The 22,463-nt window shown below is 75.8% G+C and carries 20 protein-coding genes; 14 read left to right on the top strand and 6 right to left on the bottom strand.

Annotated elements, in window-relative coordinates:
* Positions 1-159 precede the first annotated feature (159 nt).
* A complete protein-coding gene (locus ACI8AD_RS02010) occupies positions 160-1,203 on the top strand; it encodes a DUF6779 domain-containing protein (RefSeq protein ID WP_456868891.1) in 1,044 nt (347 codons plus the stop codon).
* Here ACI8AD_RS02010 and ACI8AD_RS02005 read toward each other — a convergent pair.
* Positions 1,200-1,946: an SDR family oxidoreductase gene (locus ACI8AD_RS02005; RefSeq protein ID WP_456868890.1), complete on the bottom strand. Its 747-nt coding sequence runs from the start codon at positions 1,944-1,946 to the stop codon at positions 1,200-1,202. The genes ACI8AD_RS02010 and ACI8AD_RS02005 overlap by 4 nt on opposite strands.
* 301 nt (positions 1,947-2,247) lie before the next feature.
* On the opposite strand from ACI8AD_RS02005, the gene ACI8AD_RS02000 reads away from it, so the two are divergent.
* From ACI8AD_RS02000 to ACI8AD_RS01960, 9 genes are all read left to right on the top strand, one after another.
* Positions 2,248-3,192 (top strand): Rossmann-like and DUF2520 domain-containing protein, encoded by a 945-nt coding sequence (locus tag ACI8AD_RS02000; protein WP_456868889.1) that lies wholly within the window; start codon positions 2,248-2,250, stop codon positions 3,190-3,192.
* Positions 3,189-4,043 (top strand): pantoate--beta-alanine ligase, encoded by an 855-nt coding sequence (panC, locus tag ACI8AD_RS01995; protein ID WP_456868888.1) that lies wholly within the window; start codon positions 3,189-3,191, stop codon positions 4,041-4,043. The genes ACI8AD_RS02000 and panC overlap by 4 nt, the downstream gene beginning before the upstream one ends.
* Entirely contained in the window at positions 4,040-4,465 is a 426-nt protein-coding gene (gene panD / locus ACI8AD_RS01990) for an aspartate 1-decarboxylase (protein ID WP_456868887.1), read from the top strand. Before panC ends, panD begins: the two co-directional genes overlap by 4 nt.
* Positions 4,462-6,144 (top strand): L-aspartate oxidase, encoded by a 1,683-nt coding sequence (locus ACI8AD_RS01985; RefSeq protein ID WP_456868886.1) that lies wholly within the window; start codon positions 4,462-4,464, stop codon positions 6,142-6,144. Before panD ends, ACI8AD_RS01985 begins: the two co-directional genes overlap by 4 nt.
* Positions 6,141-7,046, top strand: a complete 906-nt coding sequence (gene nadC, locus ACI8AD_RS01980; RefSeq protein WP_456868885.1) for a carboxylating nicotinate-nucleotide diphosphorylase — start codon at positions 6,141-6,143, stop codon at positions 7,044-7,046. Before ACI8AD_RS01985 ends, nadC begins: the two co-directional genes overlap by 4 nt.
* A 5-nt stretch (positions 7,047-7,051) precedes the next feature.
* The gene (locus tag ACI8AD_RS01975) at positions 7,052-7,846 is read left to right on the top strand and encodes a type III pantothenate kinase (protein WP_456868884.1); all 795 of its coding nucleotides are present in this window, start codon (positions 7,052-7,054) and stop codon (positions 7,844-7,846) included.
* Between the two features lie 41 nt (positions 7,847-7,887).
* Positions 7,888-9,390, top strand: coding sequence for a lysine--tRNA ligase (lysS, locus tag ACI8AD_RS01970; RefSeq protein ID WP_456868883.1), 1,503 nt, complete (start codon positions 7,888-7,890; stop codon positions 9,388-9,390).
* A 154-nt stretch (positions 9,391-9,544) separates the two neighbouring features.
* On the top strand, positions 9,545-9,901 hold the full coding sequence (locus ACI8AD_RS01965; protein ID WP_456868882.1) for a histone-like nucleoid-structuring protein Lsr2: 357 nt from the start codon (positions 9,545-9,547) through the stop codon (positions 9,899-9,901).
* A 440-nt stretch (positions 9,902-10,341) separates the two neighbouring features.
* Complete coding sequence (locus tag ACI8AD_RS01960) at positions 10,342-12,885, top strand: ATP-dependent Clp protease ATP-binding subunit (RefSeq protein ID WP_456868881.1); 2,544 nt, start codon at positions 10,342-10,344, stop codon at positions 12,883-12,885.
* 191 nt (positions 12,886-13,076) lie between these two features.
* Here the strand turns inward: ACI8AD_RS01960 and ACI8AD_RS01955 are convergent, their stop codons facing one another.
* Complete coding sequence (locus ACI8AD_RS01955; protein WP_456868880.1) at positions 13,077-13,994, bottom strand: GNAT family N-acetyltransferase; 918 nt, start codon at positions 13,992-13,994, stop codon at positions 13,077-13,079.
* 65 nt (positions 13,995-14,059) lie between these two features.
* Positions 14,060-14,935 (bottom strand): A/G-specific adenine glycosylase, encoded by an 876-nt coding sequence (locus ACI8AD_RS01950; RefSeq protein ID WP_456868879.1) that lies wholly within the window; start codon positions 14,933-14,935, stop codon positions 14,060-14,062.
* Between the two features lie 78 nt (positions 14,936-15,013).
* Between ACI8AD_RS01950 and ACI8AD_RS01945 the strand changes: the two genes are divergently transcribed.
* Positions 15,014-15,694, top strand: coding sequence for a MucR family transcriptional regulator (locus tag ACI8AD_RS01945; protein ID WP_456868878.1), 681 nt, complete (start codon positions 15,014-15,016; stop codon positions 15,692-15,694).
* Here the strand turns inward: ACI8AD_RS01945 and disA are convergent.
* The 3 genes from disA to ACI8AD_RS01930 all read right to left on the bottom strand — a co-directional run bounded on the left by disA (position 15,691) and on the right by ACI8AD_RS01930 (position 19,008).
* Positions 15,691-16,779, bottom strand: a complete 1,089-nt coding sequence (gene disA, locus ACI8AD_RS01940) for a DNA integrity scanning diadenylate cyclase DisA (RefSeq protein ID WP_089405208.1) — start codon at positions 16,777-16,779, stop codon at positions 15,691-15,693. The genes ACI8AD_RS01945 and disA overlap by 4 nt on opposite strands.
* Positions 16,780-16,864: 85 nt before the next feature.
* The gene (radA, locus tag ACI8AD_RS01935; protein ID WP_456868877.1) at positions 16,865-18,238 is read right to left on the bottom strand and encodes a DNA repair protein RadA; all 1,374 of its coding nucleotides are present in this window, start codon (positions 18,236-18,238) and stop codon (positions 16,865-16,867) included.
* Between the two features lie 107 nt (positions 18,239-18,345).
* On the bottom strand, positions 18,346-19,008 hold the full coding sequence (locus ACI8AD_RS01930; RefSeq protein ID WP_456868876.1) for a hypothetical protein: 663 nt from the start codon (positions 19,006-19,008) through the stop codon (positions 18,346-18,348).
* Between the two features lie 144 nt (positions 19,009-19,152).
* Between ACI8AD_RS01930 and ACI8AD_RS01925 the strand changes: the two genes are divergently transcribed.
* The 3 genes from ACI8AD_RS01925 (at position 19,153) to ACI8AD_RS01915 (ending at position 22,355) form a co-directional block, all read left to right on the top strand.
* Complete coding sequence (locus ACI8AD_RS01925) at positions 19,153-20,712, top strand: cryptochrome/photolyase family protein (protein WP_456868875.1); 1,560 nt, start codon at positions 19,153-19,155, stop codon at positions 20,710-20,712.
* 81 nt (positions 20,713-20,793) lie between these two features.
* The gene (locus tag ACI8AD_RS01920) at positions 20,794-21,414 is read left to right on the top strand and encodes an RNA polymerase sigma factor (protein ID WP_456868874.1); all 621 of its coding nucleotides are present in this window, start codon (positions 20,794-20,796) and stop codon (positions 21,412-21,414) included.
* Positions 21,411-22,355 carry a hypothetical protein gene (locus ACI8AD_RS01915; protein WP_456868873.1) on the top strand — a complete coding sequence of 315 codons (945 nt, stop codon included), beginning with the start codon at positions 21,411-21,413 and terminating at the stop codon, positions 22,353-22,355. Before ACI8AD_RS01920 ends, ACI8AD_RS01915 begins: the two co-directional genes overlap by 4 nt.
* Positions 22,356-22,463: the final 108 nt, after the last annotated feature.

The following is a 22,463-nucleotide window of genomic DNA, read 5'->3' as shown; positions in this document are numbered from 1 at the left end:
AGTGAGCAGGTGTGGGTGCCCGGCACGGCGCGCCAGTGCGTGTCGCGGACCACACCTGCTCACTCGGGCCGCGGGCTCTCGACACCCGGGGGGAGCCCGCGGCACACGGGACGACTGCGTGCCGCGACCAGGGGCTCGCTCACCGTTACCCTGAGTGCCGTGCGGACGACGGGGGAGGGGACCGGCGGGGCCCGGTCGACCCGGCGGGTCGCCGGGCTGACGCTCGGCTGCGCCGCCGCCGTCGGCGCCACCGCGGTGGTCTTCCTGAGCGAGGACCCGCAGGTGCTGCGCGTCGCCGTGGTCGCCGTCGCCTGGGCCTGCCTGCTGGCCGCCTTCGCCACCGCCCGCCCCGCCCGCGACGACGACCGCGCGCCCGGACCCGCCGGCCCGGCCGTCCCCGGCGAGACGGCGGCCGAACTGCGGGCGGCCCACCGGCGCGAGCTCGACACCCTGCGCGAGACCGAGCGGGAGCGCACCGAGCAGGTGCGCCGCGACGCCGAGGCCGCCGTCCGCCGGGAGCTCGACGCCCTGCGCGCGGAGCTCACCGGCCTGCGCGAGGGGCTGTCCGCACTCGACGCGCTGCGCCGCGAGGTGGCCGCGGCCGGCGCGCTGCACGGGGAGCTGCACGCCGGGCTGGCCGGGCTGGGCGCGCTGCGGGCCGACGTCGGGCGGCTGCGCGCCGAGCTGGGCGAGCGGCTCGCCGGCCCGCTCTCGGGGGAGATGCGGGTCGAGCGGGTGGTGATGCACGCCCAGTCGGTGCGCACCGGGCCCGGCCGCGAGCCGCTGGAGCCGGCCACCGCGGCGTGGTCGGCCGACGTCGCCCGCGAGCTGACCGGCGACTGGTCCGCCGTCCCGGTCGAGCCGCAGCCCGCGCCGGTGGCCCGCCCGCTGCCCGCCGTCCCCGTGCCCCCGGCGGCCGACCGGGGCCACCCGGCCCGCCGCCGCACCGACCCGCCGGCCGCGCCGGCGACCTACGAGCGGCCGACCGTCCAGCGCCCCGCCGTGCACACCGTGGCGGCCGGTCACGCCGGCACCGCGGCCGTGCCCGCCGGGCCGGCCGACGACCCGGGCGCCGCCCGGCTGGCGGAGATCCTCGCCGAGAGCGGCGTGCGGCCCGGCGGCCGCCGGCGGCGCTACCGCGACGACGCACCCGACGACGGCGCGCCGGACCAGGACGTGCCGGCGCGGGTCCTCGGACGCTAGGCCGGACCCCGGGAGAGCGCGCCGCCGTCGAGCACCAGGGTCTGCCCGGTGACCCAGCCGGCGCCCAGCAGGTAGGCCGCGGCCTCGCCCACGTCCTCGGGCTCCCCGAGCCGGCCGACCGGGTAGGCGCGGGCGGCCTCCTCCTCGCGGCCCTCGTACAGCGCGCCGGCGAAGCGGGTCTTGACCACCGCCGGGGCCACCCCGTTGACCGTCACCCGCGGCCCCAGCTCGACGGCCAGCTGGGTGACCAGGTTGACCAGCGCCGCCTTGCTCACGCCGTAGCCGCCGATCATCGGCGAGGACTTGAGCCCCGCCACCGAGGCCACCACCAGCACCGAGCCGCCGTGCTCGGCCATCCACGCCCGCCAGGCCTCCTGCACCAGGCCCAGCGTGCCGACGACGTTGGTGTCGAGGATCTTGCGGAAGGCATCGAGGTCGAGGTCGACCATCGGGCCGTAGACCGGGTTGATGCCGACGTTGCCGACCAGGTGGTCGAGGCTGCCGAAGCGTTCGACGGCGGTGCGCACCGCCTCGGTCCGGTGCGCGGCGTCCCCGGCGTTCCCGGCCACGCCCACCGCGACCTCCGGGCCGCCGAGCGCGGTGACCGCCTCCTCCAGTGCCTCCGGCTTGCGGGCGGTGAGCACCACCCGGGCACCCCGGTCGACCAGGCTGCGCGCGATCGCCAGCCCGATGCCACGGCTGCCGCCGGTGACCAGTGCCGTGCGTCCCTCGAACGTGCCCACGCCCGCCCCCTCGTGTCCGCCGGCGGCCGCGTCGGCGCCGGTGCCGCCGCCCACGGTAGGGAGCGCCCGCGGCCCGCCCCTGACCCGGGCAGCGTGACCCACTCCACAGGGCGGCGCGTTGCCACTCGCGGCGGGCCGACCCACACTCGCCATCAGCGAGCCGTCCGCGTGACACACCCGGTCGCAGCGGGCGCCCCGCCGGTACACCCGAGCACCACCCCGCACCCCCCGGGGCGTCGACGACGACGACCCGGCCACCGAGTCCGGTACCCGCGAGGGACTGGAACGAGAGGTGACCGCGATGCCTGCTGCCCGCAGGACCCCCCGCGCCGCCGGGCTCCCGCCCGCCGACAGCGCCCCCGCCCGGCTCCGCGTCGGGATCATCGGTGCCGGCCGCGTCGGCGCCGTCCTGGGCGCCGCCCTCGCCGCCGCAGGCCACGACGTGGTCGCCGCCTCCGGCCTGTCCGCCGCGTCCGCCGAGCGCGCCCGCCGGCTGCTGCCCGGCGTCCCGCTGCTGCCCGCCGACGAGGTCGTCGCCGCGGCCGACCTGGTCGTCCTGGCCGTGCCCGACGACATCCTCACCGGGCTGGTCGCCGGCCTCGCCGGCACCGGTTCCTGGCGCGCCGGCCAGATCGCCTTCCACACCTCCGGCGCCCACGGCCTGTCCGCCCTCGAGCCCGCCGAGCGAGCCGGCGTCCTGCCGCTCGCGCTGCACCCGGCCATGACCTTCACCGGCGTCCCCGAGGACGCCGACCGGCTGCCCGGCACCCCCTTCGGCGTCACCAGCCGGCCCGCCCACCGGCCGGTCGCCGAGACCCTGGTGCTCGAGATGGGCGGCGAGCCGTTCTTCGTCGCCGAGGACGACCGGCGGCTCTACCACGCCGCGCTGGTCACCGGCGCCAACCACCTGGTCACCCTCGTCGCCGAGGCCGCCGACCTGCTGCGCGCCGCCGGCGTCGACAGCCCCGCCCGGGTGCTGGCCCCGCTGCTCACCGCCGCTCTGGACAACGGGCTGCGCCGCGGCGACCGCGGGCTCACCGGCCCGGTCAGCCGCGGCGACGTCGGCACCGTCGCCGACCACCTCGAGACGCTCACCGACCGGGCCCCCGCGTCGGTGGCCGCCTACGTCGCCATGGCGCAGCGCACCACCGAGCGCGCGCTGGCCGCGGGCCGGCTCAAGCGGCACGAGGGCGCCCCGCTGCTCGACCTGCTCTACGAGGCCGCCGACCCGGCGGGCTCGCGGTGACCACGAGCACCCGCCCGGTCGTCGCCGAGACCGCGGCGCGGCTGCGCGACGTCGTCGCCGGGCTGCCCGGCCCGGTCGCCCTGGTGCCCACCATGGGCGCGCTGCACGAGGGGCACCGCGCGCTGGTGCGCGCCGCCCGCGAGCGGGCCGGGAGCGTGGTCGTCTCGGTGTTCGTCAACCCGACCCAGTTCGGCCCCGGCGAGGACCTCGACCGCTACCCCCGCACCTGGGACGCCGACCTCGACGCGCTCACCGAGGAGCGCGCCGACGTCGTCTTCCACCCGCCGGTCGACGAGGTGTACCCGCCGGGCGCGCTCGGCGTGACCGTCGACCCCGGCCCGCGCGGCGCGGTGCTCGAGGGCGCGGTGCGGCCCGGGCACTTCGCCGGCGTGCTCACCGTCGTCGCGAAGCTGTTCGGCCTGGCCCGGCCGGACCTCGCGTTCTTCGGCGAGAAGGACTACCAGCAGCTCACCCTCGTCCGGGCCATGGTCCGCGAGCTCGCGCTGCCGGTGGAGGTCGTCGGCGTGCCCACCGTCCGCGAGGACGACGGCATGGCGCTGTCGAGCCGCAACCGCTACCTCTCGCCCGGGGAGCGGGCCCGCGCGGCCACGGTGAGCCGGGCGCTGCGCGCCGGGGCCGACGCCGGTCCCCGGGGCGCCGACGCCGTCCTCGCCGCGGCGGGGGAGGTCCTCGCCACCGCGCCGCAGCTGGTGCCTGACTACCTCGAGCTCACCGACCCCGACCTCGGCCCCGCGCCCGCGGCCGGCCCCGCCCGCCTGCTGGTCGCCGTCCGCGCCGGCAGCACCCGACTCCTCGACAACACCGCCGTCCTGCTGGGAGGCCCCCGATGATGCGCACGATGCTCAAGTCCAAGATCCACCGGGCGACGGTGACCCAGGCCGACCTCCACTACGTCGGCTCGGTGACGATCGACGAGGACCTGCTCGACGCCGCCGACCTGCTCCCCGGCGAGCAGGTCGCGATCGTCGACGTCACCAACGGGGCCCGGCTGGAGACCTACGCCATCCCCGGCGAGCGGGGCAGCGGCGTGATCGGCATCAACGGCGCCGCCGCGCACCTGGTGCACCCGGGCGACCTGGTCATCCTGATCAGCTACGGCGTCATGGACGAGACCGAGGCCAAGGCGTACATCCCGAAGGTCGTGCACGTCGACGGCGCCAACCGCGTCGTCGAGCTCGGCGGCGACCCGTCCGCCCCCGTCCCCGGCGCGCAGGACCAGCGCCGCAGCGACCTCGGCGTGCCGGTCCGGTGACCACGCTCGCGGCGCCGACCGTCACCGGGCTGCCCACCCGGCTCGCCGCCCCGGCGCCCGGGTGGGAGCTGTCGGCCGACGTCTGCGTCGTCGGCTCCGGTGTCGCCGGGCTGTGCGTCGCGCTGCACGCGCGCGCGGCCGGCCTGTCGGTCGCCGTCGTCACCAAGGTCCGGGTCGACGACGGCTCGACCCGCTGGGCCCAGGGCGGCATCGCCGCCGTGCTCGACCCCGCCGACACCCCGGAGGCGCACGCCCGCGACACGGAGGTGGCCGGCGTCGGGCTGTGCGAGCCGGCCGCCGTGCGCGCCCTGGTGACCGAGGGCCCGGCCCGGCTGCACCAGCTCATCGGGTGGGGCGCCGGCTTCGACCGCGACGCCGAGGGCCGGCTGCTGCTGACCCGCGAGGGCGGGCACACCGCCGACCGGATCGTGCACGCCGGCGGCGACGCCACCGGGGCCGAGGTCATGCGCGCGCTGTGCGAGGCGGTGCACGCCGACCCCGCCATCACCCTCGTCGAGCACGCGATGGTGCTCGACCTGCTCACCGACGCCACCGGCCGCGCCGCGGGGGTCACCCTGCACGTCCTCGGCGAGGGGACCGAGGACGGCGTCGGCGCGGTGCGCTCCCGCGCGGTCGTGCTCGCCACCGGCGGGATGGGGCAGGTCTACGCCGCCACCACGAACCCGCCGGTCTCCACCGGCGACGGCGTGGCGCTGGGCCTGCGCGCCGGCGCGGTCGCCACCGACCTCGAGTTCGTGCAGTTCCACCCGACGTCGCTGTACCTGGGCCCCGGCGTCCGCGGGCAGCAGCCACTGGTCAGCGAGGCGCTGCGCGGCGAGGGCGCGGTGCTGCGCGACGACGCGGGGGAGCGGTTCATGCTCGGCGTGCACTCGCTGGCCGAGCTCGCCCCGCGCGACGTCGTCGCCAAGGCGATCACCCGGGTGCAGCTGCGCGACGGCGTCGACCACGTGTGGCTCGACGCCCGCGGGATCCCCGGGGTGGCGCAGCGGTTCCCGACGATCGTCGCGCGCTGCCGGGCCGGCGGCGTCGACCCGGTCAGCGAGCTGGTGCCGGTCACCCCCGCCGCGCACTACGCCTCCGGCGGACTGGCCACCGACCTGTCCGGGCGCACCACCGTCCCGGGCCTCTACGCCTGCGGCGAGGTGGCCTGCACCGGGGTGCACGGGGCCAACCGGCTGGCGTCGAACTCGCTGCTGGAGGGGCTGGTGTTCGCCGCCCGCATCGGGGAGGACCTGGCCCGCGCGCTGCCGCCCTCGGCCCCGGCGGTGGCGGCGGCCCCGGCGACGGGCGGGCTGCTCGACCCGGCCGGCCGCCGGGCGGTCACCGACACCATGTCGGGCCGGGTCGCGGCGCTGCGCTCGGGCGCCGGGCTGGCCGAGGCCACGTCCGCGCTGGCCGGGCTCGCCGCCTCGCTGACCGACGGGCCGGGCGCGGCGCCCGGCGTCGAGAGCTGGGAGGCCACCGGGCTGCTCACGGTCGCCAGCGCGCTGACCGCCGCGGCCACCGCCCGGGAGGAGACCCGCGGCTGCCACTGGCGCGAGGACCACCCCGACAGCGAGGAGCGGTGGCGGGTGCACCTCGACGTCCGCCTCGACGGCGACGGGCGGCTGACGCTGACCCGCCGCCCGGTCGGCGCGCCGGTGGGAACCCCGTGGTGAGCGCCGACCCGCGATCGCTGGAGGGCACCGGGCTGTCGGAGGCGTGGGTCGACGACCTCGTGGAGCGCACGCTGGCCGAGGACCTCGCCGGCGGCGCGGTGCTGCCCAGCGAGCCCGACCTCGCCGTCGCCCTCGACGTCACCAGCGCCGCCACCGTGCCGCCCGCCCAGTACGGCACCGCCGACCTCGTCGCCCGCGCCGACGGCGTCGTCGCCGGCCTGCCGGTCGCCGCCCGGGTGTTCACCCGGCTGGCGCCCGGCGCGACGCTCACCGCCGGGGCCGCCGACGGCGCCCGGGTCGCCCGCGGCGACGTGCTGCTCACCGTGCGCGGCCCGGTGCGGGCGCTGCTGGCCGCCGAGCGCAGCGCGCTCAACATCGCCAGCCGGGCCAGCGGCATCGCCACCGCCACCCGCGCCTGGGTCGACGCCGTGGCCGGCACCGGGGCGGTGGTCCTCGACACCCGCAAGACCACGCCGGGCCTGCGCCCGCTGGAGAAGTACGCCGTGCGCTGCGGCGGCGGGTCGAACAAGCGGATGGGCCTCTACGACGTCGCGATGGTGAAGGACAACCACGTCGCGGCCGCCGGCTCGGTCGCGGCCGCCGTCGCCGCGGTGCGCGAGCGGGCGCCGCGGGTGCCGGTGCAGGTGGAGGCCGACACCCCGGCGCAGGCGCTGGAGGCGGTCGAGGAGGGCGCGGACTTCCTGCTGCTGGACAACATGCCCCCCGCGCAGCTGCGCGAGGTCGTGGCGCTGGTCGGCGGCCGCGCGGAGCTGGAGGCCACCGGCGGGCTGACCCTCGCCGTCGCCCGCGAGGTGGCCGCGACCGGCGTGGACTTCCTGTCGGTCGGCGCGCTCACGCACTCCTCGCCGATCCTCGACCTCGCCCTCGACCTGCGGAGCTGAGCCCGGTGCTGCTCACCGTCGACGTCGGCAACAGCCAGACCGTGCTGGCCACCTTCGACGGCGCCCGGCGGGTGGGCTGCTGGCGGGTGACGACGCACGCGCGGGCCACCTCCGACGAGCTGCGGATGCTGTGGCGCGGCCTGCTGCGCGACACCGAGGTCACCGGCGTCGCCGCCTGCTCCACGGTCCCGGCGCTGCTGCCGGCGCTGCGCGGGCTGCTGGACTCCCTCGAGGTGCCGGTCGTGCTCATCGGCCCCGGCGTGCGCACCGGCGTCCCGCTGCACGTGGACAACCCGCGCGAGGTGGGCGCCGACCGCGTCGTCACCGCGCTGGCCGCCCACGAGCTGTTCGGCACCGCCCCGGACGGACGCACCCGGCCGGTCGTCGTCGTCGACTTCGGCACCTCCACCAACGTCGACGCCGTCGGCCCGGGCGGGCAGTTCCTCGGCGGTGCGCTCGCGCCGGGCCTGGAGGTCAGCCTGGAGGCGCTGGCCTCGCGCGCGGCGCAGCTGCGCTCCGTCGAGCTCACCGTCCCACCGCAGGCGATCGGCAAGAACACCGTCGCGGCGCTGCAGTCCGGCGTCGTCCTCGGCTTCGCCGGCCTCGTCGACGGGCTCGTCGACCGCATCGGCGGTGAGCTGGTGGCACAGTTCGGCCGCGAGCCGGTCGTCGTCGCCACCGGTGGCCTGGCGCCCCTGGTGGCCGACAGCTGCCGGTCGATCGGTGCCCGCGAGCCCGACCTCACCGTCCACGGGCTGCGGCTGGCCTTCGAGCGATCCCAGGCGGCCGGCCGCCGGTGACCGCCCGGGTGTCGCGGCGCACGGCCGTAGGCTCGGGCGCCGTGACCGACGAACCCCCCGGCCCGCTGGACGACGAGCTCCCCGAGCAACTGCGCGTGCGGCGCGCCAAGCTCGACCGGCTGCGCGAGGCCGGCACGGACCCCTTTCCGGTCACGGTGGCCCGCACGACCTCGCTGGCCGACGTCCGCGCCGCGCACCCCGACCTGGAGCCGGACACGCTGACCGGGGACCGGGTGGGCGTCACCGGCCGGGTCATCTTCAGCCGCAACACCGGCAAGCTGTGCTTCGCGACGCTGCGCGAGGGCGACGCCGAGCTGCAGGTCATGCTCTCCCGCGACCGGGTCGGTGCCGAGGCGCTCGACGCCTGGAAGGCCGACGTCGACCTCGGTGACCACGTCTTCGTCGAGGGCGAGGTCGGCACGTCCCGGCGCGGCGAGCTGTCGGTGTTCGCCGACTCCTGGCAGATGGCGGCCAAGGCGCTGCGTCCGCTGCCGGTGGCGCACAAGCCGATGAGCGAGGAGCTGCGGGTGCGCCGCCGCTACGTCGACCTCATCGTCCGCGACGAGGCCCGCCGCACCGTGCGCCAGCGGGCCGCGGTGGTGGCGGCGCTCCGGGCCGGCCTGACCGGGCGGGGCTTCCTCGAGGTCGAGACCCCGATGCTGCAGACGGTGCACGGCGGCGCCGCGGCCCGGCCGTTCCGCACCCACATGAACGCCTTCGACCTCGACCTGTACCTGCGCATCGCACCGGAGCTGTTCCTCAAGCGGTGCATCGTGGGCGGCCTGGAGAAGGTCTTCGAGATCAACCGCAACTTCCGCAACGAGGGCGCCGACAGCTCGCACTCCCCGGAGTTCGCGATGCTGGAGTTCTACGAGGCGTGGGCGGACTACACCGACGTCGCGCGCACCACCCGGGAGCTGGTGCAGGAGTGCTGCGCGGCCCTGTTCGGCGACCACGTCGCCCGCCACCACGACGGCACCGAGATCGACCTGTCCGGGGAGTGGCCGCACGTGCCGCTGTACTCGCTGGTCTCCGACGCCGTCGGCGAGGAGGTCTCCCCGGAGACGCCGGTGGAGCACCTGCGGGCGCTCGCCGGGCGGCACGACGTCGGCGTGGACCCCGCGTGGCTGCCGGGCAAGGTGGTCGAGGAGCTGTTCGAGGCGCTGGTCCAGGACTCGCTGCAGGCGCCGACGTTCGTCGTCGACTACCCGGTCGACACCTCGCCGCTGACCCGGGCGCACCGGACGACGCCGGGGCTGGCCGAGAAGTGGGACCTCTACATCGGCGGCGTCGAGCGCGGGACCGGGTACTCCGAGCTGGTCGACCCGGTCGTGCAGCGCGAGCGGTTCACCCAGCAGGCGCTGCTGGCCGCCGCGGGCGACCCCGAGGCGATGGTGCTCGACGAGGACTTCCTCGAGGCCCTCGAGTACGGGATGCCGCCCAGCGGCGGCGTCGGCATGGGAATCGACCGGCTGATGATGACGCTCACCGGTCTCGGCATCCGGGAGACGATCCTGTTCCCCTTGGTGCGCCCCATTTCCTGATACCACGCGTCCCGATCGGACGATTCCTCCCCGTATTGGGCGAACTGCGGTGTGCTATTCGTCTTCTCGCGCTCCTGTGTGGTGGAATGGCCGCGTCGTCGACCGAGGCGACCAAATCGTCCGGCCACGGGGCCGAGGAGGAGTGAGACAGAGAATGGCGCGCAAGGTCCAGGTGATCCTGAGCGACGACCTCGACGAGGACGTCCCCGCCGACGAGACGGTGAGCTTCTCCCTCGACGGCACGAACTACGAGATCGACCTGTCGGAGAAGAACGCCACGGAACTGCGTGACACGTTCTCCCGTTACGTGCAGGCCGCCCGCAAGGTGAGCCGCAGCGGCGGTGGCCGCGCCTCCGGCGGCGGCCGTTCCCGCGCCACCGGTGGCGGTGGCCGCATGGACCGGGAGCAGGCCGGCGCCATCCGCGACTGGGCCCGCAAGAACGGCCACAACGTCAGCGACCGCGGCCGCATCCCGGCCAGCGTCGTCGAGGCCTACGAGGCCGCGCACTGAGGAAGGACCCCCTCGCCCCCCACCCCTCGCTCCGCTCGGGGTGGGCCCCTGCGAGGGGGCCGTTCCAGCACGTCACCCCGCTCGGGGTGGGCCCCTGCGAGGGGGCCGTTCCAGCACGTCACCCCGCTCGGGGTGGGCCCCTGCGAGGGGGCCGTTCCAGCACGTCACCGTCGGCCCGGTCCCCGCGGGGGGCCGGGCCGTCGGCGTCTGCGGTCCCGACGCGCCGTCCGCTGTCGGCGTAACCCGATCGGAACACCGCCAGGGCACCATCGGTTGGACCGGGCAGCCACCCACCGCCCGCCGGTCGAGGCCGACAGGACGGCGTGGTCCGTGACTACAGTGGAAAGACCGGTGCCCCAGCGCGCCGACGGACGTCGGGTGCTCCTCCCCAGGCACGGGGAGGGCAGTGCCGGACCAGCCGGTCAGAGGAGAAGCAGCGCATGTTCGAACGGTTCACCGACCGAGCCCGACGGGTGGTCGTCCTGGCGCAGGAAGAGGCCAGGATGCTCAACCACAACTACATCGGCACCGAGCACATCCTCCTGGGCCTGATCCACGAGGGTGAGGGCGTCGCTGCCAAGGCCCTCGAGTCCCTCGGCATCTCGCTCGAGGGCGTCCGCCAGCAGGTCGAGGAGATCATCGGCCAGGGCCAGCAGGCCCCCTCCGGCCACATCCCCTTCACGCCGCGGGCCAAGAAGGTCCTCGAGCTGTCCCTGCGCGAGGCCCTGCAGCTCGGCCACAACTACATCGGCACCGAGCACATCCTGCTCGGCCTGATCCGCGAGGGCGAGGGCGTCGCCGCGCAGGTCCTGGTCAAGCTGGGTGCCGACCTCAACCGCGTCCGCCAGCAGGTCATCCAGCTGCTCTCCGGCTACCAGGGCAAGGAGCCGGCCGCTGCCGGTGGCCCGTCCGAGGGCACGCCGTCGACCTCGCTGGTGCTCGACCAGTTCGGCCGCAACCTGACCCAGGCCGCGCGCGACTCCAAGCTCGACCCGGTCATCGGGCGGGCCAAGGAGATCGAGCGGGTCATGCAGGTCCTCTCGCGGCGGACCAAGAACAACCCCGTCCTCATCGGCGAGCCCGGCGTCGGCAAGACCGCCGTCGTGGAGGGCCTGGCCCAGGCCATCGTCAAGGGCGAGGTCCCCGAGACCCTGAAGGACAAGCAGCTCTACACCCTCGACCTCGGCGCCCTCGTCGCCGGGTCGCGCTACCGCGGTGACTTCGAGGAGCGCCTGAAGAAGGTCCTCAAGGAGATCCGCACCCGCGGCGACATCATCCTGTTCATCGACGAGATCCACACCCTCGTCGGGGCCGGTGCCGCCGAGGGCGCGATCGACGCCGCCAGCATCCTCAAGCCGATGCTGGCCCGCGGCGAGCTGCAGACCATCGGTGCCACCACGCTCGACGAGTACCGCAAGCACCTGGAGAAGGACGCCGCGCTCGAGCGGCGGTTCCAGCCGATCCAGGTGGGCGAGCCGACGCTCACCCACACGATCGAGATCCTCAAGGGCCTGCGCGACCGCTACGAGGCGCACCACCGGATCAGCATCACCGACGGCGCGCTCGTCGCCGCCGCCACGCTGGCCGACCGGTACATCTCCGACCGCTTCCTGCCCGACAAGGCGATCGACCTGATCGACGAGGCCGGCGCCCGGATGCGGATCAAGCGGATGACCGCGCCGCCGGACCTGCGCGAGTTCGACGAGCGCATCGCCGGCATCCGCCGGGAGAAGGAGTCCGCGATCGACGCGCAGGACTTCGAGAAGGCGGCGTCGCTGCGCGACCGCGAGAAGCAGCTGCTGGGCGAGAAGGCCGAGCGCGAGAAGGCGTGGAAGGCCGGCGACATGGACGTCGTCGCCGAGGTCGACGACGAGCAGATCGCCGAGGTGCTGGCCAACTGGACCGGCATCCCCGTCTTCAAGCTCACCGAGGAGGAGACCACGCGTCTGCTCCGCATGGAGGACGAACTCCACAAGCGGATCATCGGCCAGGAAGAGGCCATCAAGAGCGTCAGCCAGGCGATCCGGCGCACCCGCGCAGGTCTCAAGGACCCGCGTCGTCCCGGTGGCTCGTTCATCTTCGCCGGCCCCTCGGGTGTCGGTAAGACCGAGCTCGCCAAGGCGCTCGCGCAGTTCCTCTTCGGCGAGGACGACGCGCTCATCCAGATCGACATGGGCGAGTTCCACGACCGGTTCACCGTGTCGCGTCTGGTCGGTGCCCCTCCCGGCTACGTCGGTTACGACGAGGGCGGCCAGCTGACCGAGAAGGTGCGGCGCAAGCCGTTCTCGGTGGTCCTCTTCGACGAGATCGAGAAGGCGCACGCGGACGTGTTCAACACGCTCCTGCAGGTGCTCGAGGACGGTCGGCTCACCGACGGTCAGGGCCGGATCGTGGACTTCAAGAACACGATCCTGATCCTCACGACCAACCTCGGTACGCGCGACATCTCCAAGGCCGTGGGGCTGGGCTTCCAGGTCGGCAACGACAGCCAGTCCAACTACGAGCGGATGAAGAACAAGGTCAACGAGGAGCTCAAGCAGCACTTCCGGCCGGAGTTCCTCAACCGCATCGACGACATCGTCGTGTTCCACCAGCTGACCGAGGACGAGATCATCCAGATCGTGGACCTCATGGTCGCCCGCGTGGAGGGCCAGCTGGCGAACAAGGACATGTCCCTGGAGATCACGCAGGACGCCAAGAAGCTGCTGGCGGCCCGCGGGTTCGACCCGGTGCTGGGTGCCCGGCCGCTGCGCCGGACCATCCAGCGCGAGATCGAGGACGCGCTGTCGGAGAAGATCCTCTACGGCGAGCTGACCGCCGGTCAGATCATCGTGGTGGACGTCGAGGGCGAGGGCCCGACCGCGAAGTTCACCTTCCGCGGCGAGGCCAAGCCGATCGACCTGCCCGACACGCCCCCGGTCGCGCTGACCGTCGGCGACGACGAGGACGGCCAGGGCGGCACCACGTCCCTGGAGAAGAAGTAGTCCCACCCCGCACGACCGACGAGGGCCGTCTCCCGCACCGCGGGAGGCGGCCCTCGCCGCGTCCGGGGCCCGCGCGACGGCCGCGCCACGATCAGGTGACCTGATCGTGGCGCCTCCTCCGCACGGTGGGACGTGCGGGAGGACGCCCGGCGGTGCGAGAGGACGCCCACCAGGACCCGCGAGCGACCCGGTCAGCGGGGGACGGCGACCGGTCCGAGGTCCACGGCGCGGTGCACCCAGGTGCCGGTCACGACCATCCCGACCCGCTCGTAGAGGCCGAGCGCGCCGGTGCGGGAGTCGGTGGACAGCTCGCAGCGCGTGGCACCGTGCCGGCGGGCGTTCGCGAAGGCGTCCGCGAGGAGGGCTCGGGCCAGCCCGAGGCCACGCCGGTCTCGGCGCACCGCCAGCTTGTCGACGTAGCCGTCGCTGTCACTGGTGACCAGGAAGCAGGCGCCGACGACGTCGCCCTGAGGGTCCACGACGATCCGCAGGTGCCACGGCTCGAACCCGGGCCGGCGCACGGTCGTCGCGGTGAAGTCCTCGAACGACCGGCGGTCCCGCTGCGACCACTCGAGGAAGGCGTCCTCGACCACGGTCCAGGCGGCCCGGTGGTCGGCCTCGCCGTCCGCCGTCCGGATGGCGTACCCCTCGCGCAGCGGCTGCGCCTCGATCCGCCTGTCCTCGGGGAGTTCCAGCAGCCACGAGGTCCACCGGACGTGGTAGCCGAGGCTCGCCAACAGGACGTCCGCGGGGGAGCCCTGGGGCACGGACATGCCGAAGACGGAGGCGCCGCGCTCGCGGGCCCGCCGGCGGGTCCAGGCGGCCAGCGCCGTCCCGATGCCCCGTCCGCGGTACCGCGGGTGCACGGCGGCGTCCCCGCGCCCCTCGCCGGAGACCTCCGCGTAGGCGACGAGCCGGTCGCCGTCGAAGACGCCGAGCGTGCCGGCCGCGACGTCGAAGCTGGGGCGCTGCCAGTCCCCGACGATGTCGGCCTCCTCGATCTCGACGACGCCGAGGTCGTGCTGTTCCTGCGCGGCCATCACCTCGTACACCGCGCGGGCGTCGTCGCCGGTCAGAGCTCGGGCGGTGAGGCCCGCGGGCAGCTGCACGGGTTCCAGTGAACCGTGCCGCGGGGTCGTCGCACGACCGCATTCCGCGGCCCGAGGGGGCCCGGTCAGTGGGGGAGCCGGAACAGGCCGTCGCCGGTCTGCTCGACCAGCCCGTCGGCCAGCAGCGAGTCCAGGCAGCGCCCGCGCTGGGCGGCGTCGTCCCACGCGGCGTCGAGGGCCTCGGCCGGTACCGGGCCGGGCGCGGCCCGCAGCACGTCGAGCAGCCGCCCCCGCACCTGCCGGTCGGTCCCGGCGAAGCGCTGCACCCGCCGCGGCGGCCCCTCGGCGGCGGGGCACCCGGCCAGCCGCCAGGCGCAGCGGTCGCGCACCGGGCAGACGGCGCAGCGCGGCGTGCGGGCGACGCAGACCAGCGCGCCGAGCTCCATCGCCGCCACCGAGAAGCGGCACGCCCGCTCCCGGTCGGCCGGCGCCAGCGCCGCGACGTCGGTGAGGTCGGCGGCCCGGGCGGTGCCCGCCTCGGCGCGGCCGTGCACCAGGCGCGCCACCACCCGCCGCACGTTGGTGTCCACCACCGGCTGGGGCTGTCCGTGGCCGAAGCAGGCCACCGCCCGGGCGGTGTAGGTGCCGACACCCGGCAGTGCCTCCAGGGCGGCCACGTCGGCCGGGACGGCCCCGCCGTGCCGCTCGGTGAGGGCGACGGCGGTCTCGCGCAGCCGCAGCGCCCGGCGCGGGTAGCCGAGCTTGCCCCAGGCGCGGATGACCTCGGCCGGTGAGGCGGCGGCCAGGTCGGCCGGCGCGGGCCAGCGGGCCATCCACGCCGTCCACACCGGCTCCACCCGCGCCACCGGCGTCTGTTGCAGCATCACCTCGCTGACCAGCACCGCCCACGGGCCCACGCCGGGCCGCCGCCACGGCAGGTCGCGGGCGGCGGTGTCGTACCAGTCGACGAGGGCGTCCCCGAGTCCGGCCGGGCTGCTCACGGGGGTCCAGTGTGCCCGGCGCCGGCCACGGCGTGCCCCGTGCGGTGGTCCGCGGCGGCGCCGACTACGGTCCGACTCGTGCTGCACCCGGTCGGACCCCTGCCGGCCGCCGTCTACTGGCGACGGCGACTCGTGGTGCTGCTCGTCCTCCTCGTCCTGCTCGGCGGGGGCAGCTGGCTCGGCGTCTCGCTGCTGACCGGCTCCGGGGACACCGCCGCGGCGGCCGGCTCGTCGGCGTCGTCGTCGCCGGTGGGCACCCCCGCCCTGGACCGGGTGGTGCCGTCGCTGGCCGGCGTGCAGACGCCGACCCCGCCGCCGAGCACCACCCCACCGGCCCCGCAGGCGCCCGCACCGCCCGCCCAGGAGGCCGGCGCCCCGTGCGGCGACGACGTCGTCGCCCTCGAGGTCCGCACCCCCGGCACCGTGCCCTCGGGATCGGCGCCGGTGTTCGAGCTCGTCGTCACCAACACCGCGGCGGTGCCCTGCACCCGGGTGCTGGACAAGCAGCTGCAGGAGATGGTGCTGCTCGACGGCGCGGGCGCGCGGCTGTGGGGCAGCAACGACTGCCAGCCCGAGACCAGCAGCGACACCCGCACGCTCGCGCCGGGTGAGCAGGTGGTCTTCCCGCTGACGTGGAGCGGCCTGACCAGCGAGCCGACCTGCACCGCGGCGCGCGTGCCGGTGGCGCCGGGCGGCTACGTGGTGCGGGCGCGGCTGGACACGAAGACCAGCCCGGACGCCCCCCTGCAGGTCGTCTAGCTGTAGCGGTCGAGGATCGAGGTCTCGGCCAGCCGCGACAGGCCCTCGCGGATGCCGCGGGCGCGTGCCTCGCCGACCCCCTCGACGGCCAGCAGGTCCTCGATGGTGGCCGCCAGCAGCTTCTGCAGCCCGCCGAAGTGCTCGACCAGCCGGTCGATGATGGCGGCCGGCAGGCGGGGCACCCGCGCCAGCAGCCGGTAGCCGCGCGGGCTGACAGGGGAGTCCAGCGCGTCGGGCGTGGTGGGCAGGCCGTAGCAGCGAGCGACCGCGGAGAGGTCGAGCAGTTCGGTGGCCGACAGCGTGCGCAGCTCGGCGAGCACGTCCTCGATGGTGCGCGGCCGGCGCGCGGCGCCGCCGGGCATGTAGTCGCGGACCAGCAGCGCGCGGTCCTCCTCCACCCCGGCCAGCATCTCGTCGAGCTGCAGCGCCAGCAGCCGGCCGTCGGTGCCGAGCTCGACGACGAAGCCCTCGATCTCGTCGGCGATCCGGCGGACCATCTCCAGCCGCTGGCTGACGCTCATGGCGTCGCGCACGGTGACCAGGTCCTCGATCTCCAGCGCCGACAGCGTGCTGGCCACCTCGTCGAGGCGCAGCTTGTAGCGCTCCAGCGCCGCGAGCGCCTGGTTGGCGCGGGCGAGGATCGTCGTCGGGTGCTCGAGGGTGTACCGCCGGCCGGCGACATAGACGCTGATGATGTGCATCGACTGGCTGACCGAGATCACCGGGAAGCCGGTCTGCACGGCCACCCGTTCGGCGGTCCGGTGGCGGGTGCCCGACTCCTCGGTGGGGACCGTGGGGTCGGGCATGAGGTGCACGCCCGCCCGCACGATGCGCAGGCCGTCGGAGGAGAGGATGACCGCGCCGTCCATCTTGGCCAGCTCGCGCAGCCGGGTCGCCGACAGGGCGACGTCGAGGGCGAACCCGCCGGTGCAGATGGACTCCACGACCCGGTCGTAGCCCAGCACGATCAGCGCGCCGGTGCGGCCGGCCAGGATCCGCTCCAGGCCGTCGCGCAGCGCCGTCCCCGGGGCGATGCGGCCCAGGAGCTCGCGCAGAGCGACCTCGGAGTCCACAGCGGGGGGCACGGGCACTCCTGACGTCGACGCGGTTCGGCCGCGATTCTACGGGTCAGCCGGCAGGGCCGGTCGGGAGCGGGGTCCAGGACCGGACTCAGCCCGGGAACAGCCCCGCCAGCGCAGCGCCCAGGTCGGGGACCTCCATCAGCCGCACGCCCTTGGGCGCCGGTCCCGCGTCCGGCGGGACCAGCGCCAGCCGGTAGCCCTGCCGGGCGGCCTCGGCCAGCCGCCGCGCGGTGCCGCCGACCCGCCGGATCTCGCCGGACAGGCCGACCTCCCCGAGCGCGACCATGCCCTCGGGCAGCGGGGTGTCCCGCGACGCCGAGGCGATCGCCAGCGCCAGCGCGAGGTCGGCCGCGGGCTCGGCGATCTTCACCCCGCCCACCGAGGCGGCGAAGACGTCGGCGTCGGCCAGCCGCACCCCGCCGCGCCGCTCGACGACGGCGTTCACCATGGCGACCCGCTGCGAGTCCAGCCCGCTGACCGCGCGGCGGGGCGAGCCGCCGCCGGCGCTGGTCGCGACCAGTGCCTGCACCTCGGCCAGCAGCGGCCGGCTGCCCTCCATCGTCACCGTGACGCAGCTGCCGGGCACCGACGCGGTGCGGCGGGAGACGAACAGGTGTGAGGGGTCGGGGACGCCGACCACGCCGCCGTCGCCGATCTCGAAGCAGCCGATCTCGTCGGCCGGGCCGAACCGGTTCTTGGTGGCCCGGACCAGGCGCAGCGTGGAGTGCCGCTCGCCGTCGAAGGAGACGACGACGTCGACCAGGTGCTCCAGGGCCCGCGGACCGGCGATCGCGCCGTCCTTGGTGACGTGCCCGACCAGGATCGTCGTCATCCCGCGGGACTTGGCGACGGCGGTCAGCGCCGTCGCGACCGCGCGGACCTGGGAGGCGCCGCCGTCGGTGCCGTCGACGGCGGGGGAGCGGACGGTCTGCACGCTGTCGAGGACCAGCAGCGAGGGGGACACCTGCTCGACGTGGGCGAGGACGGCCGACAGCTCGGTCTCCGCCGCCAGGTACAGCCGCTCGTGCAGCGCGTCGATGCGCTCGGCGCGCAGCCGCACCTGGGCCGCGGACTCCTCGCCGGACACGACCAGCGTGGGGCCGTTGGACGCGGCCACCCGGTGGGCCACCTCGAGCAGCAGCGTGGACTTGCCCACGCCCGGCTCACCGGCGACCAGGACGACGGCGCCGGGGACCAGACCGCCGCCGAGGACCCGGTCGAACTCGGCGATGCCGGTGGGCACCGCACGGGCGCCGGTGAGCTCGACCTGGGCGATCGGGCGGGCCGGTGCGGTGACCGGGCCGGCGGCGACCGCGCGCAGGGCCGGCGCGGTGGCGCCGACCTCCTGCAGGGTGCCCCACGCCTGGCACTCCGGGCAGCGGCCCATCCACTTCGCCGACGTGAAGCCGCACTCGGTGCAGCGGTGGGCGGGACGGGCGGGCTTCACTCCGGAGGGGGGCACCCCGTCACGGTAGGTGGGGGGACCGACAGTCCCAGGGAGGACGGCGCGTTCCCGGCCCCCTCCCGGGTCCCGCCGCGAGCGTGCGAGGGGTGGGGAGGAGGGGGTCCTTATTCGGCCTGGGTGTCCTCCTCGGACTCCGGGTTCTCGGCCTCCCCGGCCTCGCCCTCGTGGAAGTCGAAGGCCTCGCCCCGCTCGACCTCCTCGTCGGGGGTGCCCACCAGCGCCTGGACCTCGATCTCGCCGGCCTGCTCGAAGGTGAGCGTCAGGCTCAGGGTCTGCCCGGCCGTCAGCGGCTCGCTGAGGTCCTCGAGGGTGATGGTGGCGTCGCCGTCCTGGCCGATGTAGAGCGCGGTGTCGGCGGGGATCTCCAGGGACAGGTCCGAGCTCGCCGCCGCCGAGGACCCGGTGGGCGTGGCGGGGGAGCCCGGGGTGGCGCCGGTCGTGCCCGGCGTCGGCGCGGTGGTCGGCTGGTCGCCCGCGGGGGACGACGGCGACGGCGTCGGGCCGGTGCCGCTGAGCCGCACGCCGGAGAAGCCCTCGCCCTCGATCCGGGTGAGCGTCTCGTCCTCGTCGGAGGTGTTGACGATCGTCATGATCAGCGTCGCGTCGTCACCCTCCTCGTACACGCCCTCGTCGGGGTAGGCGAGCAGCACCTGGCGCAGGAGGACGTCCTCCACCTGGGCCTGCGGGCCGACCTTGTCGCGGTCCTGGGTCCCGGTCTGCGAGACCTGCCCGGCGCTGCACGCACCGAGCGCGACCGGGCTGATCACGAGAGCACCCGTCAGGGCGGCGCGCAGGGCGCGGTTCACAGCGGTCGACCTCCAGCGAGCACGTGCCGGCCACCGTGTCGTCGATGGCCCGAGTCGCGCCGAGCCTAACGGTCCACCCACCATGTCCGCCGGGAGGTGGAGCCGATGCAGCGCCCGGGACACGGCGCCGAGGAGCACGACCCCGCGCTCGCCGACTTCCCCGAGCGGTCGCCCACCACGCGGCGCTGGCTGTTCGCCGACCAGCTCGGTCCGCACTTCCTCGACCGGCCCGACCAGCCGGTGCTGCTCGTCGAGTCCAAGGCCGTCTTCGCCCGCCGCCGCTTCCACCGGCAGAAGGCGCACCTGGTGCTCTCCGCGCTGCGCCACCGGGCCGCCGAGCTGGGCGAGCAGGCGCACCTGCACCGGGTCACCACCTACGCCGAGGCGCTGGACCGCCACGAGGAGCCGCTGAGCGTCTGCGCGCCGACCACGTGGAGCAGCCGCGACTACGTGCTGGCCCGTCCCGGCGTGCAGGTGCTGGCCGCCCGCGGGTTCGTCAGCTCGCAGGAGGAGTTCGCCCGGTGGGCGGAGGGCCGGGGGCGGCGCCGGCTGCTGATGGAGGACTTCTACCGCGACGCCCGCCGCCGCCTCGACGTCCTCATGGACGGCGCCGAGCCGCTCGGCGGGACGTGGAACCTCGACTCGCAGAACCGCGAGCCCCCGCCGCGGGACGGCCGCTCACCGGCACCGGAGCCGTGGTGGCCGGCGGAGGACGAGATCGACGAGCAGGTGCGCGCCGACCTCGACCGCTGGGAGGCCGACGGCGAGGTCTCCTTCGTCGGTGACGACGGCCCGCGGCTGTTCCCGGCCACCCGCGAGGAGGCGCTCACCCGGCTGCACGACTTCCTGACCGCCCGGCTGGGTGCCTTCGGCCCGCACGAGGACGCCATGCTCGCCGACGAGCGGTGGCTGGCGCACTCGCTGCTGTCGCCGGCGATGAACCTCGGCCTGCTCGACCCGCTGGAGGTCGTGCGCGCCGCCGAGGCCACCGCCCGCGCCCGCGCCGCCGACGGCGACCCGATCCCGCTGAACTCCCTCGAGGGGTTCGTCCGGCAGGTCGTGGGCTGGCGGGACTACGTCTGGCACACCTACTGGCACTTCGGCCGCCACTACCGCCACGCCAACGCGCTGCGGGCGCTCGAGCCGGTGCCGGACTGGATGGCCGACCTCGACGACTCCGCCGTCGACGCGGCGTGCCTGTCCGGTGTGCTGGGCGACCTGCGCCGCGACGGCTGGGTGCACCACATCCCGCGGCTGATGGTGCTGGGCAACTACGCGCTGCAGCGGGGCATCGACCCGCGGGAGATGACCGACTGGTTCCACCGCACCTTCGTCGACGGCTACGACTGGGTGATGGTGGCCAACGTCGTCGGCATGAGCCAGCACGGCGACGGCGGGGCGCTGGCCACCAAGCCCTACGCCGCCGGAGGCGCCTACATCGACCGGATGAGCGACTACTGCGGCCGCTGCCCCTACGACCCGCGCCGCCGGCTGGGCGAGGACGCCTGCCCCTACACCGCCGGCTACTGGGCCTTCCTCGACCGCAACCGCGAGCGGCTGGCCGGCAACCAGCGGATGCGCCGTCCGCTGCAGGGCCTCGACCGGCTGCGCGACCTGCCGCAGGTCGTCGAGCAGGAGGCCGCCCGGGGCACCAGCGCCCCCTGACCCCGATCGGGGGACGGCGGTCCAGTTCCGCGACGTCCCTGCCGATGCCTCCCCAGCACGGGAGACGGCAGGGAGGTGCGGATGGCGGTCGGACCGGCGTTCGACGACGTCCTCACGGCGGCCCAGGCGGGCGCGGCGTGGGGGTTCGAGGTGCTGTACCGGGACCTGTCCCCGGCGGTCACCGGCTACCTGCGGCTGCACGGCGCGCAGGACCCCGACGACCTCGCCAGCGAGACCTTCCTCGCCGTCTTCCGCGGGCTGGGCGGCTTCCGCGGGGACGAGGACGCGCTGCGCTCCTGGGTGTTCACCATCGCCCACCGCCGGCTCGTCGACGACTGGCGCCGGCGCAGCCGGCGACCGCAGCTCGCCGACGACGCCGGGGACCTGCTGCCCGAGACCGCCGGCGGCGACGTGGAGGACGACGTCCTGGCCCGGCTGGGCACCGAGGCCGTGCACCGGCTGTGCGCGGGGCTGCCCGCCGACCAGCGCTCGGTGCTGCTGCTGCGGGTGCTCGCCGACCTCACCGTGGAGCAGGTGGCCGCGGTGATGGACCGCTCGGTGGGCTCGGTCAAGGCGCTGCAGCGGCGCGGCCTGCGCCGGCTGCGGGCCGAGCTCGAGCCGGCCGGCACCCCCCGCCCGGGTGAGACCGCGGGAGCGCGCGCACCCCTGCGCGCCCGTCCGGCGATGACGGGAGCGAGATGACCACGCCAGCCGACGCCCGGACCGACGAGGAGGCCTTCGCGGCCTGCCTCATCGGCCGTCCCGTGCCCGCGGGCGCGCCGGACCTGACCGCGTTCACCGACGCGGTCCGGGCCTGCGCCACCGCACCCGGGCGGCCGAACGCGGCCCTGGCCGAGCTCCTGGCGACCGGTCTGATCACCGACCAGTCGCAACCGTCCACGCGGACGACCGGGCACCTCGCCCGGGCCTCACGGAAGAGACCCCGCATGCTGCTCAGCACCCTCACCGCCAAGATCGCCGCGGCCGGCGTCGCCGCCAAGGCCGCCGCCGCCACCGGTGTCGTCGCCGTCGCCCTCACCGGCACGGTGACGACCATCGCCGCCGTCGAGGAGCCCGCCGTCATCGAGTCCGGCGACGGCACCCTCCTCGAGCCGGGGGACACCACCGGCGGGACCGAGGAGGCGCCCACCGAGGAGACGCCGACCGACGAGGTGCCGACCGACGAGGTGCCGACCGACGAGGTCCCCGAGGTCCCGACCGAGGAGGTGCCCACGGACGAGGTGCCGACCGACGAGGTGCCCGAGGTCCCGACCGAGGAGGCGCCGGTCGAGGAGGCGCCGGTCGAGGAGGAGCCCGTCGCGACCCCGGAGCGCAGCTACGACGAGTGGACCGCGGGCCCGGCCGCCGGGGAGTCCCACGGCCACTGGGTCAGCGAGGGCGCGCGCAACGGCTGGGTCACCGGCGAGCGGGTCAGCCAGGCCGCCCACGACCGCAACGACGAGCGCAAGGCCGACCGTCAGGGCGGGCAGCCGGCCGAGGCGCCCGCCCAGCCGGTGACCGAGCAGCCGGCCGCCGCGGCGCCCGCGCCCGCCCCGGCCCCCGCGCCGGCCGCGACCGGCGGCGGCAACGGCAACGGGAACGGCAACGGGAACGGCAACGGGAACGCCCACGGCAAGAAGTGACCCCGGGCGGGGGGGGGGGGGGGGGGGGGGGGGGGGGGGGGGGGGGGGGCGGCGCGGGCGGGGGGGGGGGGGGGGGGGGGGGGGGGGGGGGGGGGGGGGGGGGGGGGG

This window comes from Geodermatophilus sp. SYSU D00766, assembly GCF_054049915.1.
The sequence above is the reverse complement of the archived record's forward strand: the minus strand, read 5'-3'. Positions and strand labels throughout refer to the sequence as shown.

Excerpts from the sequence above, each read along its gene's own strand:
- ACI8AD_RS02000 (WP_456868889.1), top strand. The coding sequence starts at position 2,248 with ATGCCTGCTGCCCGCAGGACCCCCCGCGCCGCCGGGCTCCCGCCCGCC.
- panD (WP_456868887.1), top strand. The coding sequence starts at position 4,040 with ATGATGCGCACGATGCTCAAGTCCAAGATCCACCGGGCGACGGTGACC.
- ACI8AD_RS01965 (WP_456868882.1), top strand. The coding sequence starts at position 9,545 with ATGGCGCGCAAGGTCCAGGTGATCCTGAGCGACGACCTCGACGAGGAC.
- ACI8AD_RS01960 (WP_456868881.1), top strand. The coding sequence starts at position 10,342 with ATGTTCGAACGGTTCACCGACCGAGCCCGACGGGTGGTCGTCCTGGCG.
- ACI8AD_RS01925 (WP_456868875.1), top strand. The coding sequence starts at position 19,153 with ATGCAGCGCCCGGGACACGGCGCCGAGGAGCACGACCCCGCGCTCGCC.
- ACI8AD_RS01920 (WP_456868874.1), top strand. The coding sequence starts at position 20,794 with ATGGCGGTCGGACCGGCGTTCGACGACGTCCTCACGGCGGCCCAGGCG.
- ACI8AD_RS01915 (WP_456868873.1), top strand. The coding sequence starts at position 21,411 with ATGACCACGCCAGCCGACGCCCGGACCGACGAGGAGGCCTTCGCGGCC.